Raw genomic sequence first — 24717 nt, 5'->3', positions numbered from 1 at the left:
CAATGCACAAGACGCACCGCAAGGCCCTGTCATGGGCCTTGATGCTCATCGGCACCGGTCCGCTCGGCTGCGGTTGTGCCACCGAGTCCCCGGGGGCACTCTCCAGCGAGCTGCGCCTGGGCTATACCGCGACCGACGATGGCGCGGGCAGCACCGTGGAGTCCCTTTCGGTCGGCGCCCGCCTGGATGGTGCCACGCCGGCCTGGCACGGCCTGCGTGCCGGCGCGACCCTATATGCCACCACGCCACTGAGTGACCTGAACGACGACCCCCTGTTCCTGGACTCGGCCGGCGGACCCGACGGCAAGGGCTACGCCATACTCGGGCAACTCTGGCTGGAGGGACACCTCGGCAGCACCCGTCTGCGCCTCGGTCGCCAGGAGATCGACACCCCCTTCGCCAACACCGACGACATCGGCATGATCCCCAATACCTTCGAAGGGGCGGTACTCGATGACAGCACCTTCGAGGGCTGGGGCTTCACCCTGGCGCACCTGAGCCGCTGGGCCGGGGTGGATGCCCGCCAGGAGAAGTTCACGCGCATCAACGGCAAGCGAGGCCTGACCCTGCTCGGGGTGAGTCACAGCATGACCCACTGGGATGCCCAGGCCTGGTACTACCGCCAGCGGGGCGGCACCGACATCCTCTACCTCGAGGCCGGCGGCGACCCGATCGACGATCTGCATCTGGGGTGGCAATGGACCCGCCAGCAGGACAAGGCGACCAACCAGAGTGCCCGCGCCTGGGGCCTCTCCGTGGCTTACGCCCTCGGCAACCTCACCCTGTCGAGCAACTACAACCGGGTCAGCGGCAACGGCAGCGTGAGCAATGGCTACGGCGGTGGCCCCTTCTTCACCTCCTGCGACCAGAACACCATCGACGGCACTCCACGCATCCGCGCCTTCGCTCTAGGCGCCGAGTATCACGGAATCGACCGCCTGAGCCTGGGCGTGCGCCACGTGGATTTCGACCAGGGGGTGGGCGACGAATGGGGCCTCTGGGCCGGTTATTCCGTTTCGGAAGACCTGCATTTCGACCTGGTCCACAGTGACCTGGGGCCGGACGGCAGCAATACCCGGGCCTTCCTCAACTACCGGCTGACACTCCTGTAGGAAAATTCCTACATCGTTTGTCGTCAATGACGTCATGCGCGACACGGCGAATCGCGGCAGAATGACCCTGTCGCCTGAAGGGACTCCCAGGGAAGACACCCGGTCAGGAAGACCACTGAAGGATCACTGAGTTTGCCAACCAAGCCGGCGACACATCGCCCTGCTGCACGGAACGCAGCGGGGCTTCTTTTTGTCCGGAAGATGGGAATTGCCCTCAGACCAGCACCAGGTTGTCGCGGTGGATCAGCTCCTCCTCGTCCACGTAGCCGAGGATGGCCTCGATGCGCGACGAAGGCTGACCCTTGATGCGTCGCGCCTCGTCAGCGGAATAATTGACCAGGCCACGCGCCACCTCACGTCCCCGCTCGTCCACGCAGGCGACCAGCTCGCCCCGCCGGAAATCGCCCTCGACCTCGCGTACACCCACCGCCAGCAGGCTGCGCCCGGCACGCCGCAGCACCTCCACGGCACCGTCGTCCAGTACCAGCCGCCCCTTGACCCGCAGGTGCCCGGCCAGCCAGCGCTTGCGCGCCGCATCGGGCTCCTGCGCCGGCAACAGCAGGGTGCCCAGCGCCTCGCCCGCCGCCAGGCGGGTGAGCACGTCCGGTTCGATGCCCCCGGCGATCACCGTGACCGTACCCGAGCGCGCGGCCAGGCGCGCAGCACGCAGCTTGGTGGCCATGCCGCCACTGCCCAGGGCGCCCCGGCACTCGCCGGCGACCGCGTCGAGTGCCGGGTCGCGTGCCTCGGCCACCGGGATCAACTTCGCCTGCGGATTGTGCCGCGGATCGGCGTCGAACAGGCCCGGCTGGTCGGTGAGCAGCACCATGACATCGGCCTCGACCAGATTGGCGACCAACGCGGCCAGCGAGTCGTTGTCACCGAAGCGCAGCTCCTCGTTGGCCACCACGTCGTTCTCATTGACCACCGGCACCACGCCCAGGTCGAGCAGGGTGCGCAGGGTGCTGCGGGCATTGAGATAACGCTGGCGGCTGGACAGGTCGTCGTGAGTGAGCAGCACCTGGGCGGTATGCCGGGCACGGCGCTGGAAACAGCTCTCCCAGGCCTGTACCAGCCCCATCTGGCCGATGGCGGCCGCCGCCTGGAGCGCATGCAGCGAGCGCGGACGCTCGCGCCAGCCCATGCGCGACATCCCCTCGGCCACTGCGCCCGAGGAGACCAGCACCATCTCGTGCCCTTCACCGAGCAGGTCGGCAAGCTGATCCACCCAGGCACGCAGGCGCTCGCGATCCAGCCCCCGCCCGTCGGCGGTGATCAGGGCGCTGCCGATCTTCACCACCCAGCGCCGCGCGCGTATCAGGTCGGCATGCGTCTTCATGTGCGTGTCGGATCGTAGGGTTCGGGATCCGCCTCCGTTTCGGTCGTTGCGGCAGCCACCCGCTGTGCATGCAGGTGTGCCACGATCGCGTCTTCCAGCGCCTTCAGCCCGCTGCGCGCCACCGAGGAGACGGAGAACACCGGACCCTGCCAGTCCAGCGCCTCGACCAGGCGCGCACGCGCCTCGGCCAGCGCGGCCTCGTCGAGCAGGTCACACTTGCTGAGCACCAGCCAGCGCTCGCGGGACGCCAGTTCGGGGGAGTATTTCGCCAGCTCGGCCTCGATCTCGCGCACCTGGGCCGCCGGGTCGGCCCCGTCCATGGGTGCGATGTCCACCAGGTGCAGCAGCAGGCGGGTGCGCAAGAGGTGCTTGAGAAACTGGATGCCCAGCCCCGCCCCCTCGGCCGCCCCCTGGATCACACCCGGGATGTCGGCGATCACGAAGCTGCGGTCGGACCCCGCGCCGACCACGCCCAGGTTAGGGTACAGGGTGGTGAAGGGATAGTCGGCGATGCGCGGGCGCGCCGCCGACATGGCCGCGATCAGGCTCGACTTGCCGGCGTTCGGCAGGCCCAGCAGGCCCACGTCGGCGAGCACGATCAGTTCCAGGCGCAGGTTGCGCCGCTCGCCCGGGGTACCGGGCGTGGCCTGGCGCGGCGCGCGGTTGGTGCTGCTCTTGAAATGGATGTTGCCCAGGCCGTGCCTGCCGCCCTGCGCCACCAGCAGGCGCTGGCCGTGCTCGAGCACTTCGCCGACCAGTTCCTCGGTGTCGGCATCGATCACCCGGGTACCCACCGGCACCGGGATGAGCAGATCCTGCCCCTTGCGCCCGGTCATCTGCCGACCCATGCCGTTCTGACCGCGCTCGGCGCGGTGCCGGCGCTGGTGGCGAAAATCGACCAGGGTGTTCAGTCCGCTGTCGCCGACCAGCCAGACGCTGCCGCCGTCGCCACCGTCACCCCCGTCGGGCCCTCCCTTGGGGATGTACTTCTCGCGGCGGAAGCTGACGCAGCCGTTGCCGCCATCACCGGCCTCGACCCGGATTGTTGCCTCGTCGACGAATTTCATTGCGGCCCCAGTGTACCCCACAAACGAAAAGGCCCCGTCCAACGACGAGGCCCCATACGTCAAGCGATGTGCACCGGATCAGACGGGCACCACGCTCACATACTTGCGGTTCTTCGGACCCTTGGTCTCGAACTTGACCACGCCGTCGATCTTGGCGAACAGGGTGTGGTCGCGACCGCAGCCCACGTTCACGCCGGGGTGCACCCGGGTGCCACGCTGGCGGATGATGATGTTGCCGGCACGCACCTGCTGGCCGCCGAAACGCTTGACGCCGAGGCGTTTGGATTCCGAATCGCGGCCGTTGCGAGAGCTGCCGCCTGCCTTCTTGTGTGCCATGGTGTGTTCTCCTTTAGCCCGCGCTGATGCCGGTCACTTCGATCTCGGTATAGGCCTGGCGATGGCCCTGCCGCTTCAGATGATGCTTGCGGCGCTTGAACTTGATGATGCGCACCTTCTTGCCCTTGCCGTGCGCCTTCACGGTGGCGGTTACCTTGCCACCCTCGACATAGGGCGCACCCACCTTGATGTCGTCACCGTCGGCAACCATCAGCACCTTGTCGATCTCGATGCTGGCGCCTTCGTCGGCGGCGATCTTCTCCACCCGCAGGGTGGTTCCCTCGGACACGCGATACTGCTTGCCCCCGGTCTGGATAACGGCGTACATGGCTGCACACTCTCCAATGTCTGAATTCGATGCGGAGCAGCCACACGGCTGCGGAAAGACGCGACATTTTATAGAGCCGGCCGCCCAGCGTCAATAGCACTCGCTGGCTTCGCCTTGACAGACCAAAGCCGGCAAAACTAGGATGCCGGCTCCCCAAACCGGTACGGCATCTTCATGGATCTCGACAGCATCCGCGAACTGATCGCGGACGATCTCAAGGCCACCAACCAGCTGATACTCGACCGCCTGAGTTCCGACGTGGTGCTGATCAACCAGATCGGCCACTACATCGTCGGCAGCGGCGGCAAGCGGCTGCGCCCCATTATCGTGCTGCTTTCGGCGCGCGCCCTGGGGTACACCGGCAACCACCATGTCGAGCTGGCGGCCATCGTCGAGTTCATTCACACAGCCACCCTGCTGCACGACGACGTGGTGGACGGCTCGGAGAAGCGCCGCAACCGCGATACTGCCAATGCCGTCTGGGGCAATGCCGCCAGCGTGCTGGTCGGCGACTTCCTCTACTCGCGCGCCTTCGAGATGATGGTGGCGGTCGACAGCATGCGGGTGATGGAGATCCTCTCCACCGCCACCAACCAGATCGCCGAGGGCGAGGTGTTGCAGCTGCTCAACTGCAACGACCCGGACACCGACGAAACGCGCTACCGTGAGGTGGTCCTGCGCAAGACGGCCACCCTGTTCGAGGCCGGGGCGCGACTGGGCGCGGTGGTCGCCGATGCCTGTGAACGCGAGGAAAAGGCCATGGCCAGCTACGGCCTGCATCTGGGCATGGCCTTCCAGATGATCGACGACGCCCTGGACTACGGCTCCTCGCAGGCCGACATCGGCAAGAACATCGGTGACGACCTGGCCGAGGGCAAGCCCACCCTGCCGCTGATCCGCGCCATGGCGGTGGCCGACAAGCCCACCCGCGCCATGCTGCGTGAGGTCATCGAACAGGGTGGCGCCGACCGTGTCGAGGAAGTACGCCGGGCCATTGAATCGACCGACGCGATCGCGTACACTGCCCGCCTCGCGAAAGAAGAGGCCGAGCGCGCCCGGCAGGCCATCGCCGATCTGCCGAACAGCAGCTACCTCACCGCACTGATGGCATTGGCCGACTTCGCGGTGGATCGCCCCTTCTGAAAAACGCTTTCGGAGTGTAGCTCAGCCTGGTAGAGCACTGCCTTCGGGAGGCAGGGGCCGGAGGTTCGAATCCTCTCACTCCGACCAACACTGTATCCCCGTCCGGCTCGCCGGGCGGGGATTTTTCGTCATTCGCGCGTCACTACCAGCAACTCGCGTACCAGCACCGCGGTCACCCAGGCGTGTTCCGCCGCCTCCTCCTGCCCGTCCTCGTCGCGGCACAGCGAGGCCGGCTCGGCCGTCGCGATCCGTCGCAGTTCGTCGAGCGCATGCCGCCCGGCGGCGACCGGCAGCGTCGCTTCATCAAGGCCCGAGCAATGCAAGGCCTCCAGATAACCGCGAGTCCAGTCGATCACCGTCTGTGCGCGCTCGGCCGGCACACCTTCCGGCAGCGGCATGCCGAAGTCCAGTCCCGGCCCGTCCAGCGCCGACCACAGCGCCCGATAGCGCTCACACAGCCAGACACCCAGGCGGTCATCGGCCGCCAGCAGGGTCCGCAGGCGCTTGCAGCCAGCCTCGTGATCGTCGTCGTGCAGGGCGATCAGACCGAACAGGGCACCGTGCAGCCAGGCAGGCGAAAAGGTGCAGCCATGCCCGGCAAGCTCCCGGGCCAACGCGTCATGGTGCAGTGTCTCCGGCATCCAGCAGATCCTTCAGACAATGCAGAAAGGCATCACGCCGCTCGGCATAGACCCAATGCCCCGCCCCCTCGACCGGGCAGAAGACCGCCCCCGGGAACAGGGTCTGGATGGTCGGCCAATAGGCCTTCTGGACATAATCCGAGCGGGTACCGAAGATGAAATGCGCGGGCCGCTCATAGTGCGCGCCCGGAGGCACCTCGAAGGCAGTGACGGTACCGATCGAGGCTCGCAACAGCGGCAGGTTCAGCCGCCAATGCCAGCCATCGCGCTCGTGGACCAGGTTCTGCAACAGGAAGGCACGCACCGCTGCGTCGGGCACGAAGGCCGCCATCTGCCGGTCGGCCTCGGCGCGGTCGGAAAGCCGCGCCAGGTCCACCGCCTCGAAACCGGCGAACACGGACGAGAAATCGTGTCCATAGTCCACCGGGGCGATATCCACCACTCCGATACCGGCCGCCACCTCGGGTGATTCCAGCGCCAGGCGCATCGCCGCCTTGCCGCCCATGCTGTGCCCGACCACCAGGGGGCGGTCCAGTCCCAGGGTGTCGATCAGCGCCTGGACGTCCTCCGCCATCACTGCGTAGTCCATCGGTTCGGCACGCGGCGAGCGTCCATGATTGCGCAGATCGGGAACGATCACCCGGAACTGCCCACTCAGCTCGCGCGCGATCGAACCCCAGTTGGCCGAAGAGCCGAAAAGGCCGTGCAGCAGGATCAGGGAGGGGCCGGCGTCACCGTACTCGCGGTAATACAGCGGCACCACGCTCATTCCCCGCTCCCGCCCCCCTCAACGCTTCTTGCGCGGCGGCATCAGGTCGGTGATGGTGCCTTCGGCCATCTCGGCGGCCATGCCGATGGACTCATTGAGGGTGGGATGCGGATGGATGGTGAGCGCGATGTCCTCGGCATCCGCACCCATCTCCAGAGCCAGCACGGTCTCGCCGATCAGTTCGCCGGCGTTGCGGCCAACGATGCCGGCACCGAGCAGGCGCTTGCTGCGGGCGTCGAAAATCAGCTTGGTGAAGCCTTCCTCGCGGTGGATGCCGAGCGCGCGGCCGGAGGCGGCCCAGGGAAATACGCCCTTCTCGATCTCGATGCCCTTCTCCTTTGCCTCGGTTTCGGTGAGCCCCATCCAGGCGATCTCGGGATCGGTGTAGGCCACCGAGGGGATGGCCATGGGGTCGAACAGCGCAGGCAGGCCGGCGATCACCTCGGCGGCAACATGGCCCTCGTGCACTGCCTTGTGCGCCAGCATGGGATTACCGACGATGTCACCGATGGCGTAGATGTGCGGCACATTGGTGCGCATGTGCGCGTCCACCGGGATAAAGCCGCGCTCGTCCACCTCGACGCCGGCCCGGTCGGCGCCGATCAGTTTGCCGTTGGGCGTGCGCCCCACTGCCACCAGGACCTTGTCGTAAGTCTGGGGATCGGGCGCCTTGTCACCCTCGAAGGTGACCTTGAGCCCGGACTTGAGCGCCTGAATGTCGGCCACCCGGGTATTCAGCCAGATGTTCTGTACCTGCTTCGACAGGCGTTTCTGCAAGGGACGCACCAGGTCGGGATCGCAACCCGGGATCAGGCCGGGCTGGAGCTCGACGATGTCGACTTTCGAACCCAGGGTGGCATAGACGGTAGCCATCTCCAGACCGATGATGCCGCCACCAATGATGAGAAAACGCTTGGGTATGTCCTCGAGCGCCAGGGCGCCGGTGGAATCGAGCAGACGCGGGTCGTCATTGGGAAAGCCGGGGATCTTCACCGGGCGCGAGCCGGCAGCGATGATGGCGTGATCGAAATCGATCTGCACCATGCCGTCATCGGTCTTCACCGAGAGGGCGCGCGGCGAGGCGAACTCGCCCCAGCCGTTGACCACCTGCACCTTGCGTTGCTTGGCCAGCGCGGCCAGCCCGCCGGTAAGCTTCGCGACCACCGCCTCCTTGCCGGCACGCATCTTGTCGAGGTCGATCTTGGGCTTGGTGTAGCGCACCCCCATGACCTCGAGCTCGGCCACCTCGTTGATCACCTCGGCGGTGTGCAACAGGGCCTTGGAAGGGATGCAGCCGACATTGAGGCAGACACCACCCAGCGTCGGATAGCGTTCCACCAGCACTGTCTTCAGTCCCAGGTCGGCTGCACGGAAGGCCGCGCTGTAACCGCCCGGACCGCCACCGAGTACCACCACTTCTGCCTGGATGTTCTTGCTCATCGTCTCTCGTTTCTCCCGGTCGCGGTGCCAGGAACACACTGGATTTGGTCGCCTCGCCCGCTCGCGGGGAGGGACAGTTCAGCGCGTCCCAAGTGCATTCAATACCGCCGACCTCCAATACGCAATCGAAATCTTCAATGCCGCGACGCCGCGCCCCCCTGTACCCTGTCAGGGCCCTGGACCCTGACAGGGTGGCTCACAGCACCAGCCGCCGGATGTCGCTCAGCAGTTGCCCGAGACAGGTGGTAAAGCGCACCCCTTCGGCACCGTCGATCACCCGGTGATCATAGGACAGGCTGAACGGCATGATCAGGCGCGGTTCGAAATCGGCCCCGTTCCACTTGGGTTTCATTTCCGCACGCGATACCCCGAGGATGGCGACCTCCGGGGCATTGACGATGGGTGTGAACTGGGTACCACCGATACCGCCCAGGCTGGAGATGGAGATGCAGCCGCCCTGCATGTCGGCGGGCGAGAGCTTGCCCTCGCGTGCGCGGGTGCTCACATCCATCAGGTCGCGCGCCAGCTCGAACACGCCCTTCTTGTCCACGTCGCGCACCACCGGCACCATCAATCCATTGGGGGTGTCCACGGCGATGCCGATGTGCAGGTATTTCTTCAGGATCAGGTGCTCGGCATCCGGCGCCAGCGAGGCGTTGAACTGCGGGTATTCCTTCAATGCTGCAGCCAGCGCCTTCATCAGGAAGGGCATGAAGGTGAGCTTCACACCCTCCTTCTCGGCCTGCGCCTTGAGCCCCTTGCGGAAGGCCTCGAGCTCGGTGATGTCAGCCTCGTCGAACTGGGTGACATGCGGGATGCCCAGCCAGGCATTGTGCAGGTGCTTGCCGCTGATCTTCTTGATGCGGCCGAGTTCGACCTCTTCGATCTCGCCGAACTGGCTGAAATCGATCTCCGGCGGGCGCGGCAGTTGCAGCGGACCGGAAGCAGCCACCGCGGGCGCTCCCTCGGCCAGGGTGCGCTTGACGAAGGCTTGCACGTCTTCCCTGGTGATGCGCCCCTTGGGGCCGGAACCGGGCACGTGATAGAGATCGACCCCCAGTTCGCGTGCAAAGCGGCGCACCGCCGGGCTGGCATGCGCGCGCCCCTTGGGAGCATCCGAGGGACGTGCAATCACCGGCCGCTTACGCGCCGGCTTCTCGCCGGGGCGACGCTTGGACTGCGCGATCTCCGCCGTGGCGGGGGCGGCCGGTGCCGCCGGAGCCGGTTCGCCCGGCGCCCGGGCGGCTGCCGCCGGACTGCTTACCGGCGCCTCGCCTTGCGTCTCGATGTCGCAGATGAAATCGCCCTGGTTGACCCGGTCACCGACCGCGATCTTCAGACCGCGTACCGTGCCGGCGTAGGGCGAGGGGATCTCCATAGTGGCCTTGTCGGTCTCCAGGGTGATCAGCGAACCCTCCTTCTCGACGGTGTCGCCATCGCTCACCAACACCTCGACCACCTCGACATCCTTGAAGTCGCCGATGTCAGGCACCGTGACCGGCAGGCGCTGTGCTTCGCCGGCAGGCGCGGCGGGTGTCGGCTCGGGGGCTGGCGCGGACGTTTCGGCCGTTTCGGGTTCGGCGGCAGGCGTCTCGGCCAGCGCCGGCTCGTCGGCGGCCGCCGCTTCCTCACCGGCCTCGAGCAACAGGATGACGTCGCCCTGGTTGATCTTGTCGCCGATGGCGACCTTCACCTCGGCCACCCGCCCACCCTGCGGAGCCGGGATCTCCATGGTGGCCTTGTCGCTCTCGAGGGTGATCAGCGACTGCTCGGGCTGGATGACGTCACCCGGCGCGACCAGGATCTCGATCACCTCGACATCCTTGAAGTCACCGATGTCCGGGAGTTGCACTTCGATCGTCTGGCTCATCTCCGCTCCCTCCTCAGACCGTCACCGGGTTGGGCTTTTCGGGGTCGATCTTGTAGGCCTTGATCGCCTGAGCCACCACCTTGGGCTCGATCTCGCCCATGTCGGCCAGCGCCTTGAGCGCGCCGACCACGACGTAGTAGCGATTGACCTCGAAGTGCTTGCGCAGCTGCGAGCGCAGATCCGAACGGCCGAAGCCGTCGGTGCCCAGGGTCAGGTAGTGACGATCGCCCAGGTAGGGCCGGATCTGCTCGGGGAAGGCACGTAGGTAGTCGGTGGCGGCGACCACCGGCCCGCGGGCGTCGCCCAGCATCCGCTGCACATGGGGCACGCGCGGCTTCTTCGTGGGATGCAGCATGTTCCAGCGTTCCACGTCGATGCCGTCGCGACGCAGCTCGTTGAAGCTGGTCACGCTCCACACGTCGGCGGCCACGTTCCACTCTTCCTCGAGGAGGTTGGCCGCGGCGATCACCTCGCGCAGGATGGTGCCCGACCCCATCAGCTGCACCCGCTTCTTCTTGCGCGACCCCTGCCGGTAACGGTATATGCCGCGGATGATGTCCTCTTCCACGCCCTCGGGCATGGCCGGCTGCGGGTAGTTCTCGTTCATCACGGTGATGTAGTAGAAGATGTTCTGCTGCTCCTCGTACATCACCTTCATGCCGTGACGCAGGATCACCGCCAGCTCGTAGGCGAAGGTCGGGTCGTAGCTGCGGCAGTTGGGGATGGTCGCTGCCTGCAAATGACTGTGCCCGTCCTGGTGCTGCAGGCCCTCGCCGGCGAGCGTGGTGCGCCCCGCGGTGCCGCCGAGCAGGAAACCGCGTGCCTGCATGTCGCCGGCGGCCCAGGCCAGGTCGCCCACCCGCTGGAAGCCGAACATCGAGTAGTAGATGTAGAAGGGGATCATGGTCACGCCATGGTTGCTGTAGGCCGTCGCGGCGGCGATCCACGACGACATGGCGCCGGCCTCGTTGATGCCCTCCTGCAGGATCTGCCCCTTCTTGTCCTCACGGTAGTACATCACCTGGTCGGAATCCACCGGGGTGTAGAGCTGGCCGACACTCGAATAGATGCCCAGCTGGCGGAACATGCCCTCCATGCCGAAGGTGCGCGCCTCGTCGGGCACGATGGGCACCACGTACTTGCCCACGTTCTTGTCGCGGATCAGGGTGGTGAGGAAGCGCACGAAGGCCATGGTGGTGGACATCTCGCGCTCGCCACTGCCCTCGAGCAGGGCCTTGAAGGTCTCCAGCGGCGGGATCTCGAGCTTGTTGCCCTGGGCACGGCGACTGGGAAGGTAGCCACCAAGCTCGGCGCGGCGCTCGTGCAGGTACCGCATCTCCGGGCTGTCCGCCGGCGGCTTGAAGTACGGTGCCGAGGCGATCTGTTCGTCGGGGATGGGGATGTTGAAGCGGTCACGGAAGTGACGCAGCGCCTCTTCGCCCATCTTCTTCTGCGAGTGGGTGATGTTCTGTCCCTCGCCGGCCTCACCCATGCCGTAACCCTTGACCGTCTTGGCCAGGATCACCGTCGGCTGCCCCTTGTGCTTCATGGCTGCGGCATAGGCAGCGTAGATCTTGAGCGGATCGTGGCCACCGCGGTTGAGCCGCCAGATGTCCTCGTCGGACATGTTGGCCACCATCGCCGCCAGCTCGGGATACTTGCCGAAGAAGTGCTCGCGCACATAGGCGCCGCCCTTGGCCTTGTAGGCCTGGTAGTCGCCGTCGACCGCCTCTTCCATACGTTTGACCAGCAGGCCGTGCTTGTCGCGCGCGAACAGCGGGTCCCAGTAAGCGCCCCAGATCACCTTGATGACGTTCCAGCCGGCGCCGCGGAACACCGCCTCGAGTTCCTGGATGATCTTGCCGTTGCCGCGCACCGGGCCATCGAGACGCTGCAGGTTGCAGTTGACCACGAACACCAGGTTGTCCAGCCGCTCGCGAGCGGCCAGCGAAATGGCGCCCAGCGACTCGGGCTCGTCCATCTCGCCGTCACCCATGAAGGCCCAGACCTTGCGGCCGTCGGTATTGGCGATCTCGCGGTCGTGCAGGTAGCGCATGAAGCGCGCCTGGTAGATGGCCATGATCGGCCCCAGGCCCATGGACACGGTGGGGAACTGCCAGAAGTTGGGCATCAGCCAGGGATGCGGGTAGGACGACAGGCCGTTGCCATCGACCTCCTGGCGGAAGTTGTTCAGCTCCTCCTCGCTGAGTCGCCCCTCGAGGAAGGCGCGTGCATAGATGCCGGGCGCCGAGTGGCCCTGGAAAAATACCAGGTCGCCTTCCTGCTGCTCGTTCCTGGCCCGGAAGAAGTGGTTGAAGCCGACATCGAACAGGGTCGCCGCCGAGGCGAAGCTGGCGATGTGCCCACCCAGCTCCGAGGCCTTGCGGTTGGCCTGCACCACCATCGCCATGGCATTCCAGCGGATATAGGCGCGGATGCGCGCCTCCGCCTGATCGCCCGGATAGGGCGGCTGCCGGGTGAGGGGAATGGTGTTCACATAGGCCGTGTTGGCCGAGAACGGCAGGTTCACACCGGAGCGGCGCGCCTTGTCGATCATGCGTTCGATCAGGAAGTGCGCGCGTTCCGCACCCTCGTGCTCGAGCACCGCCTCGAGGGCCTCGAGCCATTCCTGGGTTTCCTGGGGATCGATATCGGGTTTGGTGGTCATGGGTCGCCCCCATTGCTGAGTGATTTTCGGGTCGGACCAGCCCGCAGCCGGCCCAAGCATGGGGGCAATTCAAGCAAAGCATGCCAAAAAAAGCGAACTTGTTTTTACATTTTCTTGAAAATCAACGAGTTGACATATTCCAGTTCTAAGACATTTGTCTTATATCAAGCCCTTCGGAACATGTTTCATGCACAAAAAAACCCGCCGCACCCATAGGCGCGACGGGTTGATCAGCCAGCGGATCGAGGCTGATCAGTGCAGGTCGTAACCCCGCTCCTCGTGGAGCACCAGGTCGAGGCCTTCCTGCTCTTCGTCGGCAGTGACACGCAGGCCCAGCAGGGCGTCGACCACCTTCAGGATCACCCAGGTGAGCACGGCGGTGAACACGATGGTGACGATCACGCCGATAGCCTGCACCTTGAGCTGGCCGGCCATGCTGTCGATGCCCTCGGCGAAGCCGTAGCCACTGAACACGCCCAGCGAGGTGGCGGAGAAGATACCGGCCATCAGGGTGCCGATGATGCCGCCCACGCCGTGCACCGGGAACACGTCCAGCGAGTCGTCGATCTTGAGCACGCGCTTGACGTACAGGGTGGCATTGAAGCACACGAAACCGGCAATGATGCCGATCAGCAGGCCACCCGCCGGGCCGACGAAGCCCGAGGCCGGGGTGATGGTACCCAGACCGGCCACCATACCGGTAACCGCGCCCAGCACGCTGGGCTTGCCGAAGCGGATCCATTCCATCGCGGACCAGACCAGGACACCGGCCGCCGCCGAGAGGTGCGTGACCAGGATGGCCATGGTCGCGTTGCCGTCAGCCGCCAGGGCCGAACCGCCGTTGAAGCCGAACCAGCCCACCCAGAGCATGCCGGCGCCGGCCACGGTCATGGTCATGTTGTGTGGCGGCATGGCGGTCTCGGGGAAGCCGCGACGCGGCCCCAGCACCAGCGCGGCCACCAGGGCGCCAACCCCGGCGGTGATGTGCACCACGGTACCGCCGGCGAAATCGTACAGGCCCATCTCGCCGAGCCAGCCGCCACCCCACACCCAGTGGGTGACCGGCACATAGACTGCCATCAGCCACAGGGCCGAGAACAGCAGCATGGCCGAGAACTTCATGCGCTCGGCGAAACCACCGATCACCAGCGCCGGGGTGATCACGGCAAAGGTCATCTGAAACATCATGAACAGCGACTCGGGGATGCTGCCCGAGAGCGTCTCGCGACCGATGCCGGCCATCATCACCTTGCTCAGGTCGCCGATCCAGGCATTGCCCTCGCCGAAGGCCAGGCTGTAGCCCGCCACCAGCCAGAGAATGGAAGCCAGCCCGGCGATGGCGAAGCACTGCATCAGTACCGACAACACGTTCTTGCTGCGCACCAGGCCACCGTAGAACAGGGCCAGTCCCGGCAGGGTCATGAACAGCACCAGGGCGGTAGAAGCCATGATCCAGGCGGTATCTGCCCCGTTCATGGTATCTCCGGCCAGTGCCGAGGCCGGCAACAGCAGGGCCGGCAGGATCGATGCTCTCAGGCGCTTGGGTATCGTCATTTCAGGCTCCCCATAGTAGGTCAATGGTGTTGTTCGATCGCGCACTACAAGCAATTTTAATGCCCGCTTTTGGGGCATTGTTAATTCAATGACTTAGATACTATTTGATGTCATGCGCCCAATAGTTGGGCGCAGCAGGTCGCCCTGTTGTGGTGCATCGCGCTCAAAATTGCACCATTATCGTGCGCATAAAAAGCCGGCGTCCCGATAGGGAACGCCGGCGAAATCACCAAGGGGAGTCTATCAATGAACCGTCAAGTTCATTCAGGCAGTCGCCTGTACCCCATGAGACCAGCCGGAATGCGACGGGTTCCCCAAAAGGCGGATTCTTTTCATCTATCCTCGCCCCAGCGCGCAGTCAGTTCGTGCGGCACCCCCAGGTGGTCGAGCACCCGGGCGACCACGAAATCCACCAGTTCCTGCACCGTCTGCGGCCGAAAATAGAACCCGGGATTCGCCGGCAGGATGGTCGTTCCCGCTTCGGTCAGGCGCAGCATGTTGCGCAGGTGAATGGCCGAATAGGGCGTCTCGCGCAGCACCAGGATCAACGGCCGGCGCTCCTTGAGGGCCACGTCGGCGGCGCGGTCGATGAGGTCGTCACAGATCCCGTTGGCGATCGACGCCAGGGTGCCGGTGGTACAGGGGCAGACCACCATGGCCGCCGGCGGATTGGTTCCCGAGGCCACTGGCGCAAGCCATTGCTGGCGGCCGAACACCCGCAGGCGTTCCGGCGCGCAGCCGAAATGGCTCACCAGCGCCTGCTGCTGGCCGGCAGTGTCCGACGGCAGGCGCAGGTCGGTCTCCATGTTGACCACCACCTGTCCGGCCTGGGACAGCATCAACTGCACCTCGCGCCCGGCGGCGAGCAATTGTTCGACCAGGCGCAAGGCATAGGCCGCCCCCGAAGCACCGGTGATGGCCACCGCGATGGCATCGCTCATGCCGCCGCCCCCCGCTGCGCCAGGGCATCGAGGATGCGCTGGTGGATGTTTTCGAAGCCGCCGTTGCTCATCACCAGGATCACCTCGCCAGGCCGAACCTCGGCGGCCAGGCGCTCGACAATGGCCTCGGTACTGTCACTCACCACCAGTGCCGCCCCCAGCGCACCGAGGGTGGCACCGGCATCCCAGGCCAGACCGGGTGGCTGGTAGAGATAAACCCGATCGGCGACGCGCAGGGCGTCGACCAGGCGGTCGGCCATCACCCCCAGGCGCATGGTGTTGGAACGCGGCTCGAGCACCGCATGGATACGCCGCTCGCCCACACGCGCACGCAATCCATCCAGGGTCGTGGCGATGGCGGTCGGGTGATGGGCGAAATCGTCGTACACCGCCACCCCGCCCACCTCGCCGCGCAGCTCCATGCGTCGCTTGACGTTCTCGAAACGGCACAGCGCCTGGACACCCTGCGCTGGCGGCACCCCGGCATGACGCGCCGCGGCCAGTGCGGCCAGTGCGTTGGCGATGTTGTGCCGACCGCCGAGCGACCACTCGACCCGGCCGACCCGTTCGGTCTCGCACACCACGTCGAAGACGGAACCATCCGCAGCGACCGCCTGGGCATGCCAGGTCGCCTCGAACACCGGGTCGAAGTGCTCGACCGGGGTCCAGCACCCCATGTCCAGTACCTCGTGCAGGTTGCCGTCGTTCAGCGGGCTGAGGATGAGCCCGTTGCCGGGCACGGTGCGCACCAGGTGGTGAAACTGGCGCTGGATGGCCTCGAGGTCGTCGAAGATATCGGCATGATCGAACTCCAGGTTGTTCATCACCAGGGTGCGCGGCCGGTAATGCACGAACTTGGAACGCTTGTCGAAGAAGGCGGTATCGTACTCGTCGGCCTCGACCACGAAGAAGGGACTCTCCCCCGCACGCGCCGAGACACCAAAATTGCGCGGCACCCCGCCGATGAGGAAGCCGGGCGCCAGACCAGCCTGCTCCAGTATCCAGGCCAGCATGCTGCTGGTGGTGGTCTTGCCGTGGGTGCCGGCCACCGCCAGCACCCAGCGATCGCGCAACACCTGCTCGGCCAGCCACTGCGGCCCCGAGGTATAGGGCAGACCCTGTTCCAGCACGTATTCCACCGCCGGGTTGCCGCGCGAGAGCGCATTGCCGATCACCACCACGTCCGGCGCCGGTTGCAGGTGAGCCGGGTCCCAGCCTTCCATCAGGCCGATACCGGCCTGCTCGAGCTGGGTGCTCATGGGCGGATAGACATTGGCGTCCGAACCGCTCACGGTGTGGCCCAGCTCGCGCGCGATCAACGCAATGCCACCCATGAAGGTGCCGCAGATGCCCAGGATGTGGATATGCATGAAGATCCTACTCCCGACTCACTCGAAGACCGGCTGCCCGGCCGCCTCGGGCAACAACAGCTGGGCCAGCAGGCCCAGCAGGAACATTGTATAGGCGACCGCGATGAGGATCGCGAGCAGCAACGGGATCTCCAGCGCCTGGCGCAGGATGTGCCCCATGACCAGCAGGCTCCAGAAGAGCAAGAGCAGATCGAGCAGGGCCGCCAGCGGCTCCAGGCCCAGCGCCAGAGCGAGCAATCGATAGACGAGCGCCACCACGCCGAACAGGGCTCCCATCCCCAGCAGGGCGATATAGGTCTGTCGCCAGCGCCCGGGGTGGCCCCGCACCTGCAGCGCGGCGAACAACAGACCCGCTCCCAGTCCCAGGTCCAGCAACTCGGCGACCAGCGCACGCCAGACCTCGGGGAACACTTCCAGAGTCAACAGGGTATGAAGCGGCAGGTTGACTGCCAGCAGCATGCCCATCAGGACAGCGGAGTCCGGCATGTCCTGCGGACCGAGACGCAAGAGAACCAGCGCGCGGAAATGTCGCAAAAGGGCGTTCATACCGACAATCTACTACGCCGTGCGGTGCTATGCTATGCGCCCCGCAACCCTTGACGCGCCATGCAAGAACACCTGATCGACAATCCCGACGCCCTGCAGGCCCTGTGCAGAGAACTCGCCGGCAGTGAGTGGCTGGCGGTGGACACCGAGTTCATCCGCGAGCGCAGCTACTATCCACGGCTGTGCCTGATCCAGGTAAGCAACGGCGAGACCGCCGCCTGCGTCGATCCGCTGACTCTGGGTGACGAGCTGGCACCCTTCCTCGACCTGCTGTTCGACGGCAGCATCCTCAAGGTCTTCCACGCCGCCCGGCAGGACCTGGAGATCTTCTGGCACGACTGGGGCCGCTTTCCCCTGCCCCTGTTCGACACCCAGCCGGCGGCCGCCCTGCTGGGGCACGGCGACCAGATCGGCTATGCCAACCTGGTCAAGCGGGTGCTCGGCGTCGAACTGCCAAAGGACCAGTCGCGCACCGACTGGTCGGCACGCCCCTTGAACGATGAGCAGATCCGCTACGCCCTCGACGATGTGATCTACCTGGGCCAGCTCTACCTGGAGATCCGTGGCAGCCTGTCGGATCGCGAGCGCCTGCAATGGCTGGCCGCCGATTTCGCCACCCTCACCGCCCCGGCCACCTACGAGCCCGATCCGCGCGAGGCCTGGAAACGGGTCAAGGGCCGCCAGCACCTGCGCGGCCGCCAGCTCGCGGTACTCGCCGCGCTGGCCGAGTGGCGCGAGACCGAGGCGCGCGCACGCGACCTGCCACGCAAGTGGCTGCTCAAGGACGACGTGATGGTAGAGATCTGCCGGCGCCTGCCACGCAATATCGAGGCCCTGGCGAAGATACGTGGTGTCGAGGCCGGCCTGGTGCGCAAGGAGGGAAAGCACCTGCTGGCGCTGCTCCAGAAGGCCGCAACACTGCCGCGGGAGGCCTGGCCAAGCGAAAAGCGCCGGCCCAGCCCGCTGGCCCCCGAACAGGAGGCCATGGTCGACTACCTGACCGCCGCCTTGCGCCTGCTCGCCGCCGAGCACCAGCTCTCGCCCCAGGCCATCGCCACCCACAAGGACCTGCAGAAACTGGTACGTGGCGAAGAGGACTGCCCCCTGCTCGAGGGCTGGCGCCGCGCGGTGGCCGGCGAGCCCCTGCAGGCGCTGCTGCGCGGCGAACAACAACTGGTCAACAAAGGTGGCCGGCTGTCGCTGCAAACGGCAAACCGGGGATAGGGCTGCCACTCACTCCGGGAACCGCCCGGCAACACCCAACGCCCGATCAGACCTCGTCGAAGCCTGCCTTGCGGAACCACTCGCGCGCCTTCTCCTCGTCGCGCGCCACACCGTTGCCCTCGCGATACATCATGCCGATCGTGGTCATGGCACCCTGCAGACCCTGCTCGGCGGCCTTCTCGAACCATGCGATCGCCTTCTTCGGGTCCTGATCCACGCACTCGCCCTGCATGTACATGAAACCCAGGCCGTGCTGCGCCAGACCGAGGCCGGCCTCGGCGGCGGCCTTCATGTACCTGAACGCCTGCAATTCGTTCCTGACCGCGCCCAGGCCGTTCTGCATCATGATGGCCATGCGGTACTGGGCCTCGGGGTTGCCGGCATCGGCCAGCGGCCCCAGCATGCGCACCGCGGTAGTGAAATCCCTGGCTTCGAAGGCCGCTATGCCCGAGGCCAGCTCCATGTCCAGCCCGCCCTTGTCGTCTTCGCTCATCTCTGTTCTTTCCTGTGTCGTGGCCGGTAGCCGGCCGGTCTTATCGCCACGGTGTTGACGACGTGCGCGCAACACCGCCCGTGTTGGTCATGAAACCCGTATTCGAAGGTTGGTGTCGCCCGCCCCCGCGCCGCCAGTTCGGCGCCAATCGCCTCGACCTGCGCATCGGTGAACACGAAACGCAGCTCCAGGTCGGTGCGCCCCTCGTGCCGGAAATCGATGTGCATCGCGCGCGTCCACACCTGGTGACCGGGAAACACCCGGTTGCAGGCCAGCGCCGCGATCGGATCGGCCAGCGCGGCGATGGCGCCGCCGAACATGCCGCCACCCGGGTTGCGGTTGAAGGCATTGAGGGGCAACAGGATGCGCACCCGTCGCCAGTCGTCGGCCAGCTCCAGGACCCGCACCGACATGGCACGAAAGGGCGGATACCATTCCAGGCGCCGCGCGGGCGAGAGTCCGGGCCATCGTCTGATCCATCGGTACATGCTTGGTTGGTCCGGCAACCCAATGTTTGCATATTCAGCCCGCCTGAGCCCACCTGCGGCAAGACATCGAAACGCCGCCGCAGTCATTCTGCGGGAAGTTTCGATAACACCGGCGCGGGCGGGCTCAGGCGGGCCGCTCGTTCAGGATATACTGGTTCGGAGCTTCAGGCAGACGCCAGCTCTTTGTTGCGGCGCTTGCCAAGGGAACAACCCTTGCCAGTGTGCCACGCCTCGCTCTGTCGCCTGCCTGAAGCTCTGAATGTACAAACATTGGGTGGCCGGGCCAACATATCACCTGCGATCGGGACACCGACCGCGATATTTTCGGGGTTGTCGAACCCCCATTCGGCGGCCCGGGACCGTGCGTCCGCCTGTCCCCCCTGCTATTCTGCGCGCTCCGAAGTCCCTTGCGCCAATCCCGCATGCAGACCGCGCTCACCGACCTCATCCGCGACACCCCGCAAGGCCGCGAGGCCGACCGCATCCTGCGCGCCTGCGTGCATTGCGGCTTCTGCACCGCCACCTGTCCCACCTACCAGTTGCTGGGTGACGAGCTGGACGGCCCCCGCGGCCGCATCTACCAGATCAAACAACTGCTCGAAGGCGAGCCGCCAACAGCGGTGATGCGCGAACACCTGGACCGCTGTCTGGTGTGCCGCTCCTGCGAGACCACCTGTCCCTCGGGCGTGAACTATCACCGCCTGCTCGACATCGGCCGCGAGGTACTCGAGGAACAACTGCCCCGCCCACTGGCCCAGCGCGTACAGCGAAGCCTGATGCGCTGGCTGTTCGGTCACGCCCGCCGCTTCGCGCCCGTGCTGGGGCTGGGGCTGGGGCTGGCACGAAGGCTGCGCCCCCTGCTGCCGGCATCGCTGCGGCGCAAGATCCTGCCCCGCCCGGCCCCGCTGCCGGCTGCACCGGCAAGCACTGGACGCCGCATGCTGCGCCTCGAGGGCTGTGTGCAACCGGCACTCTCGCCCGACATCGACCAGGCCCTGCAGCCTGCTCGGCCACCTCGGCATCGCCGTCGAGACCGCTCCCCAGGCCGGCTGCTGCGGCGCCCTGCCGCAACACCTGGACGCACCGGAACAGGCCCGCGCCCTGGCCCGTCGCAACATCGACGCCTGGCTGCCGCTGCTCGAGGACGGCGTCGAGGCCCTGCTGGCGACCGCCAGCGGCTGCGGCGCCCACCTGCACGACTACCCGGCACTGCTGGCCGAAGACCCGGTGTATGCCGAACGCGCCCGGCAGCTGGTGGAAAAGCTGCGCGACCCGGTGCAGGTACTCGCGCAGGAAGACCTCTCGCGCCTGCCCCTGCGGCCACGCCCGCAACGCATCGCGGTGCACACCCCCTGCACCCTGCAACACGGCCTGCACCTGAACGGCCGGATCGAGACCCTGCTCGAATCGCTGGGCTATCAGCTGGTACCGGTGGCCGAGGGCCACCTGTGCTGTGGCTCGGCCGGCACCTACGCGCTCACCCAGCCGACACTCTCGCAGCGCCTGCGCGAACGCAAGCGCGCGGCACTGACCGTGGAACACCCGGAGCTGATCGTCACCGCCAACATCGGTTGCCTGAGCCACCTGCACGACGAGGAAGGCCCGCCGGTACTGCACTGGCTGGTGCTGCTCGCCCGCGACCTGGAGACGGCCTGATCAGCTCCCCAGCCAGGCTCGCCAGGCCTCGAACAGCTCGGCGGTGGTGGCCGCCATGGCGATGCGCGGACGCAGGCTGAGGCGACTCATGGGGTGTTCGTCGAAGTCCTCGTACAGGCCGCCGATCCCGCCTGCCTCGTGCAGCACCAGGCTGCCTGCGGCATAGTCCCAGAGCTTCTGCCCGCCGTGCAGGTAGACCTGCACGCGACCGGCGGCCAGCCAGCACCAGTCCAGCGCCACCGAGCCGAAACTGCGTTGCGAACGGTAGGGTGCAGCGCGCGCCAGGCGTTCGATCAGCGGCGCGGGCAGGCGCTTGAAGTCCACCATGGCCATCGCCTGTGCCAGCCCCGGCCCCTCACCGGACAGGCGCAGGGGTTCGCCGTTGAGCCAGGCCCCCTGGCCACGCAAGGCACTGAAAGACTCGCCGCGCAGCGGATCGAGCACCACCCCGGCCTGGATCACGCCGTCGCTCAGCAGCGCCAGCGAGACACCGAAGAAGGGGATGCCGGAAGCGAAATTGGAGGTCCCGTCGAGCGGATCAAGCACCCAGAGGCCGCGATGGCACTCGTCCATCAGGCAGAGCTGGCGATCGTCGCTCATCTCCTCGCCGAGCAGCGCGATCTCCGGCCAGCGTGCCGCCAGCTCGTCGAACAGCCGGGCCTGCATGCCCAGGTCGGCGTCGGTGATCAGGCTGCCGTCGGCCTTGGTACGCGCCCGCACATGCTCGAAGCGCGGCAACAGCTCACGCTCGGCGACCCGCGCCAGCAAGCGTTCGAGCTCCCGCAATGTGGCGATATCCAGCATTTCTCCCGCCCTCCTGCGGTCGGCCTGCCTCGTTTCCTGTCGAAGGTGGCGAAACATATTAACCCGGCACCCATCCATGTCACCCTCGGCCACCACGAGCGCGGCCGTGGCGAGGCGCCGCACCGAAGGCAGGGTCATTCCCTGTCGAGGTGCGGCAACGACGTCCACGGGCACGCTCGTGGTGGCCGAGGGTGACATGGATGGGTGCCGGGTTAATAGCACGCGCAATCCTGCGACGCAGGTCATGGACGATCGGGGATTGCCGCGGCCCGCGTCTTGGCCTAGTCTGGGGCACGAAGGCAGGGACCCGCGAGAACAAGGAACAACCGTGACCAGGGACGCCAAAGACCCCCCGCACAGCGTACCGGGGAGCTGGCTGATCGCCATCCTCCTGGGGCTGCTGCTGGCCCAGGCGACCGGCGACACGGCAACGACACAGCGCGCGCTCTTCCTGCAGGCTGAAGCAGGCAATCGAGCAAGGCGATTCCGCGCGTTACCAGTGGCTGTTACGCCAGCTCCGCAACTATCCCCTCGTCCCCTATCTGGAACTGGCCCGCCTGCGTCACGACCTGGCGCATGCACGCCCCGGCGAGGTCCAGCGGTTCCTGCAACACCACGCCGGCACCCCGGTGGCCGACATGCTGCGCCGCAACTGGCTGGACCTGCTCGCGCGCAAGCGGCGCTGGCGGCTTTACCTCGCAGACTACGTGCCACAGCGCAGCGTCCAGCGCCAGAGTCATCATCTCCAGGCCTTGATCGAGACCGGCCGGGCACGCGAAGCCTGGCCCAGAGTGGAGAAGATCTGGCTGCACGGCCGTTCACGCCCCAGGGCCTGCGACCCAGTGTTCGCCGCCTGGGAGCGTGCCGGCCGACGCACCCCCGAGCTGACCTGGCAAAGGATTGCCCTGGCAATGAAGGCAGGCCAGACCAGGCTGGCCCGCTACCTGGGCAAGAAGCTTGACAGCAGCGAGCGCGACTGGGTGGAGCGCTGGATCCGCGTGCACCGGCACCCCAGGGCCATCCTCGACGACCCGGGCTTTCGCGCCGATCACCTCTGGCGCGAGACCATCCTGCTGCATGCCGTCACGCGCCAGGCACGCAACGACGGCCTGGCGGCGCTGCGCCTGTGGCGCGCGGTGCGCAACCGTTACCCCTTTACCCGAGAGCAGCGACACGCCATCGCACGGCGCATCGCCCTGGCCCTGGACCACGACGACAGCGAGCAGGCCTATGCCTGGATCCTGTCGGTAACACCGGCCGCGGGCGACACCCGCCTGTACACCGCCCGGCTGAACGCGGCACTGCTGCGCCATGACTGGCAACAACTGCTCGCGGACCTGCCGAACTGGCCGACCAGCGAACACGACAGCGAACGCAGGCAATACTGGATGGCGCGCGCCCTGGAAGGCGCCGGCCGCCACGAGGCCGCCCGTGCCTTCTACCGACGGTTGGCGAAGAAGCGCTCCTACTACGGTTTTCTCGCTGCCGACCGCATCGGCGCGCCCTATCATCTGCTCGACCGCCAGACCCCTGCCGACCTGGCCGCGATCGCCCAGGTCCGGCACCTGCCCGGAGTACGCCGCGCCCTGGAACTGCATGCGCTCTCACGCAACGAGGCGGCACGCCGCGAATGGCACTACGCCACCCGCCGGCTGGACCAGCAGGCATTGCAGGCAGCCGCCCTGATCGCCGAATCGGCGAACTGGCACGACCAGGCTATCTTCACCCTGGCACGCACCGGCTACTGGGACGACCTGCAACTGCGTTTCCCGCTGGAACACCAGGAGATCGTCATCGACCAGTCCCGACAGAACGCGCTGGACACGGCCTGGATCTACGCGGTCATCCGCCAGGAGAGCGCCTTCATGGCAGACGCCCACTCGCAGGCCGGCGCACTGGGCCTGATGCAACTGATGCCCGCCACCGCGCGCACCCTGGCCCGGCGTGAAATGGGACTCGGGCACCTGCCCGGTGGCCGCCTGCTCGACCCGGCTTTCAACATCCGGCTCGGCAGCGCCTACCTGAAGGAACTCAAGGAAAAACTGGCCGACAACCCGGTGTTGGCCACCGCCGCCTACAACGCCGGTCCGCACCGCGTCGATCGCTGGCTGCCACCCTACCCGCTGGAGGCCGACATCTGGGTGGAACTGATTCCCTTCGGAGAGACCCGACGCTACCTTCGCCGGGTGATGAGCTATACCGTGATCTACGACAAGCGCCTGGGCCGCAAACCCCGGCGCCTGAGGCCACCGGTTCGTTCGCTCAGTCCGCTTTTCCGCCGGCCGCAGTGTCCAACATGGCCGCTCGCGCCTGCTGCAACTGGGCCGGGGTCATGCGCGCCACCAGGTGACGGATGTACTCCTCCGCACGCTTGTTGCCCCCCGCCTGCGCCAGGGTGAGCCACTGCAGGGCCACCACGTCGTCGCGCGCCACATGCCGCCCTTCCATCAGCAGCTTGCCCAGGGCGAACTGCGCCGCAGGCTGCCCACGCTGCGCCGCCAACTGGTAGTAATGGATAGCGCGCGCCATGTCGCGTTCGACACCGTACTGGCCGAAACGGTACATGGTGGCGACCACGTACTGCGCCTTGCCCGACCCCTTGTCAGCCGCCAGCAGGTAGAGCTCGCGGGCGCGGGCCTCGTCCATTTCCACTCCGCCGCCAGAGGCATACATCCAGGCCAGGGTGAGCAGTGCGTCCTCGTGGCCCTGGCGCGCCGCCCGGGTGAACCACCGCTCGGCCTCGGCGTGGTCCAGGGACACACCTTCGCCGTTGCCGTACAACATGCCCAGGCGGTACTGCGCCTCGGCATCGCCGGCCTCGGCCTGCTCGCGCAGGGCTGCCAGCGCTGCTGCCTGGCGAGGAGAGAGTCGGTCTTCGGGTGACGTGTCGTTGCTCATCGAGGGACTCGGCAGTTCGAGGAAAGGCGG

20 protein-coding genes, 1 tRNA gene and 2 pseudogenes are annotated in these 24717 nt (G+C 66.6%); 6 read left to right on the top strand and 17 right to left on the bottom strand.

What is annotated here, in order from left to right:
- Positions 1-2: 2 nt before the first annotated feature.
- Entirely contained in the window at positions 3-1112 is a 1110-nt protein-coding gene (locus EBS_RS02925; protein WP_043107234.1) for an OprD family outer membrane porin, read from the top strand.
- Between the two features lie 214 nt (positions 1113-1326).
- On the opposite strand, the gene proB is transcribed toward EBS_RS02925, so the two are convergent.
- From proB to rplU, 4 genes are all read right to left on the bottom strand, one after another.
- Positions 1327-2451 carry a glutamate 5-kinase gene (proB, locus tag EBS_RS02920; protein WP_043107233.1) on the bottom strand — a complete coding sequence of 375 codons (1125 nt, stop codon included), beginning with the start codon at positions 2449-2451 and terminating at the stop codon, positions 1327-1329.
- Positions 2448-3518, bottom strand: a complete 1071-nt coding sequence (cgtA, locus tag EBS_RS02915; RefSeq protein WP_043107232.1) for an Obg family GTPase CgtA — start codon at positions 3516-3518, stop codon at positions 2448-2450. Before cgtA ends, proB begins: the two co-directional genes overlap by 4 nt.
- Before the next feature lie 78 nt (positions 3519-3596).
- Positions 3597-3854, bottom strand: coding sequence for a 50S ribosomal protein L27 (rpmA, locus tag EBS_RS02910; protein WP_043107231.1), 258 nt, complete (start codon positions 3852-3854; stop codon positions 3597-3599).
- A gap of 13 nt (positions 3855-3867) precedes the next feature.
- A complete protein-coding gene (rplU, locus tag EBS_RS02905) occupies positions 3868-4182 on the bottom strand; it encodes a 50S ribosomal protein L21 (protein WP_043107230.1) in 315 nt (104 codons plus the stop codon).
- Between the two features lie 174 nt (positions 4183-4356).
- Between rplU and ispB the strand changes: the two genes are divergently transcribed.
- Both ispB and EBS_RS02895 read left to right on the top strand, forming a co-directional pair.
- Positions 4357-5325: an octaprenyl diphosphate synthase gene (gene ispB / locus EBS_RS02900; protein WP_043107228.1), complete on the top strand. Its 969-nt coding sequence runs from the start codon at positions 4357-4359 to the stop codon at positions 5323-5325.
- Positions 5326-5335: 10 nt separating this feature from the next.
- Positions 5336-5412: transfer RNA gene (locus tag EBS_RS02895), tRNA-Pro, on the top strand.
- 41 nt (positions 5413-5453) lie between these two features.
- On the opposite strand, the gene EBS_RS02890 is transcribed toward EBS_RS02895, so the two are convergent.
- The 9 genes from EBS_RS02890 to EBS_RS02850 all read right to left on the bottom strand — a co-directional run bounded on the left by EBS_RS02890 (position 5454) and on the right by EBS_RS02850 (position 17064).
- Entirely contained in the window at positions 5454-5966 is a 513-nt protein-coding gene (locus EBS_RS02890; protein WP_043107227.1) for a UPF0149 family protein, read from the bottom strand.
- The gene (locus tag EBS_RS02885; RefSeq protein WP_043107226.1) at positions 5944-6735 is read right to left on the bottom strand and encodes an alpha/beta fold hydrolase; all 792 of its coding nucleotides are present in this window, start codon (positions 6733-6735) and stop codon (positions 5944-5946) included. Before EBS_RS02885 ends, EBS_RS02890 begins: the two co-directional genes overlap by 23 nt.
- Positions 6736-6753: 18 nt before the next feature.
- Positions 6754-8175 carry a dihydrolipoyl dehydrogenase gene (lpdA, locus tag EBS_RS02880; protein WP_043107224.1) on the bottom strand — a complete coding sequence of 474 codons (1422 nt, stop codon included), beginning with the start codon at positions 8173-8175 and terminating at the stop codon, positions 6754-6756.
- A gap of 196 nt (positions 8176-8371) precedes the next feature.
- Positions 8372-10045, bottom strand: coding sequence for a dihydrolipoyllysine-residue acetyltransferase (gene aceF / locus EBS_RS02875; protein WP_043107223.1), 1674 nt, complete (start codon positions 10043-10045; stop codon positions 8372-8374).
- A 13-nt stretch (positions 10046-10058) separates the two neighbouring features.
- Positions 10059-12713 carry a pyruvate dehydrogenase (acetyl-transferring), homodimeric type gene (aceE, locus tag EBS_RS02870; protein ID WP_043107221.1) on the bottom strand — a complete coding sequence of 885 codons (2655 nt, stop codon included), beginning with the start codon at positions 12711-12713 and terminating at the stop codon, positions 10059-10061.
- A 252-nt stretch (positions 12714-12965) separates the two neighbouring features.
- A complete protein-coding gene (locus tag EBS_RS02865; RefSeq protein WP_052199235.1) occupies positions 12966-14267 on the bottom strand; it encodes an ammonium transporter in 1302 nt (433 codons plus the stop codon).
- A 332-nt stretch (positions 14268-14599) separates the two neighbouring features.
- Complete coding sequence (locus EBS_RS02860) at positions 14600-15208, bottom strand: flavin prenyltransferase UbiX (protein WP_043107218.1); 609 nt, start codon at positions 15206-15208, stop codon at positions 14600-14602.
- Positions 15205-16578 (bottom strand): UDP-N-acetylmuramate:L-alanyl-gamma-D-glutamyl-meso-diaminopimelate ligase, encoded by a 1374-nt coding sequence (gene mpl / locus EBS_RS02855; RefSeq protein WP_043107216.1) that lies wholly within the window; start codon positions 16576-16578, stop codon positions 15205-15207. The genes EBS_RS02860 and mpl overlap by 4 nt, the downstream gene beginning before the upstream one ends.
- Positions 16579-16596: 18 nt before the next feature.
- Positions 16597-17064, bottom strand: a complete 468-nt coding sequence (locus tag EBS_RS02850; RefSeq protein ID WP_148307624.1) for a hypothetical protein — start codon at positions 17062-17064, stop codon at positions 16597-16599.
- Positions 17065-17184: 120 nt separating this feature from the next.
- Between EBS_RS02850 and rnd the strand changes: the two genes are divergently transcribed.
- Positions 17185-18348, top strand: a complete 1164-nt coding sequence (gene rnd / locus EBS_RS02845) for a ribonuclease D (protein ID WP_043107214.1) — start codon at positions 17185-17187, stop codon at positions 18346-18348.
- Between the two features lie 46 nt (positions 18349-18394).
- Here the strand turns inward: rnd and EBS_RS02840 are convergent, their stop codons facing one another.
- Together EBS_RS02840 and EBS_RS02835 are read right to left on the bottom strand one after the other, a co-directional pair.
- Positions 18395-18841 (bottom strand): tetratricopeptide repeat protein, encoded by a 447-nt coding sequence (locus EBS_RS02840; RefSeq protein ID WP_043107213.1) that lies wholly within the window; start codon positions 18839-18841, stop codon positions 18395-18397.
- On the bottom strand, positions 18838-19329 hold the full coding sequence (locus EBS_RS02835) for a PaaI family thioesterase (protein WP_043107212.1): 492 nt from the start codon (positions 19327-19329) through the stop codon (positions 18838-18840). The genes EBS_RS02840 and EBS_RS02835 overlap by 4 nt, the downstream gene beginning before the upstream one ends.
- 422 nt (positions 19330-19751) lie before the next feature.
- Between EBS_RS02835 and glcF the strand changes: the two are divergent.
- Positions 19752-20985: pseudogene (glcF, locus tag EBS_RS14935) on the top strand (glycolate oxidase subunit GlcF).
- On the opposite strand, the gene EBS_RS02825 reads toward glcF, so the two are convergent.
- Positions 20986-21789, bottom strand: a complete 804-nt coding sequence (locus EBS_RS02825; RefSeq protein WP_043107211.1) for an inositol monophosphatase family protein — start codon at positions 21787-21789, stop codon at positions 20986-20988.
- Positions 21790-22427: 638 nt separating this feature from the next.
- Here EBS_RS02825 and EBS_RS02820 point away from each other — a divergent pair.
- Positions 22428-23888, top strand: a pseudogene (locus EBS_RS02820) (transglycosylase SLT domain-containing protein); the annotation flags it as partial.
- 163 nt (positions 23889-24051) lie between these two features.
- Here EBS_RS02820 and EBS_RS14475 read toward each other — a convergent pair.
- The gene (locus EBS_RS14475) at positions 24052-24687 is read right to left on the bottom strand and encodes a tetratricopeptide repeat protein (protein ID WP_081999786.1); all 636 of its coding nucleotides are present in this window, start codon (positions 24685-24687) and stop codon (positions 24052-24054) included.
- Between the last annotated feature and the right edge of the window lie 30 nt (positions 24688-24717).

It is taken from the genome of endosymbiont of unidentified scaly snail isolate Monju (assembly GCF_000801295.1).
Classification (GTDB): domain Bacteria; phylum Pseudomonadota; class Gammaproteobacteria; order Chromatiales; family Chromatiaceae; genus MONJU.
The sequence above is the reverse complement of the archived record's forward strand: the minus strand, read 5'-3'. Positions and strand labels throughout refer to the sequence as shown.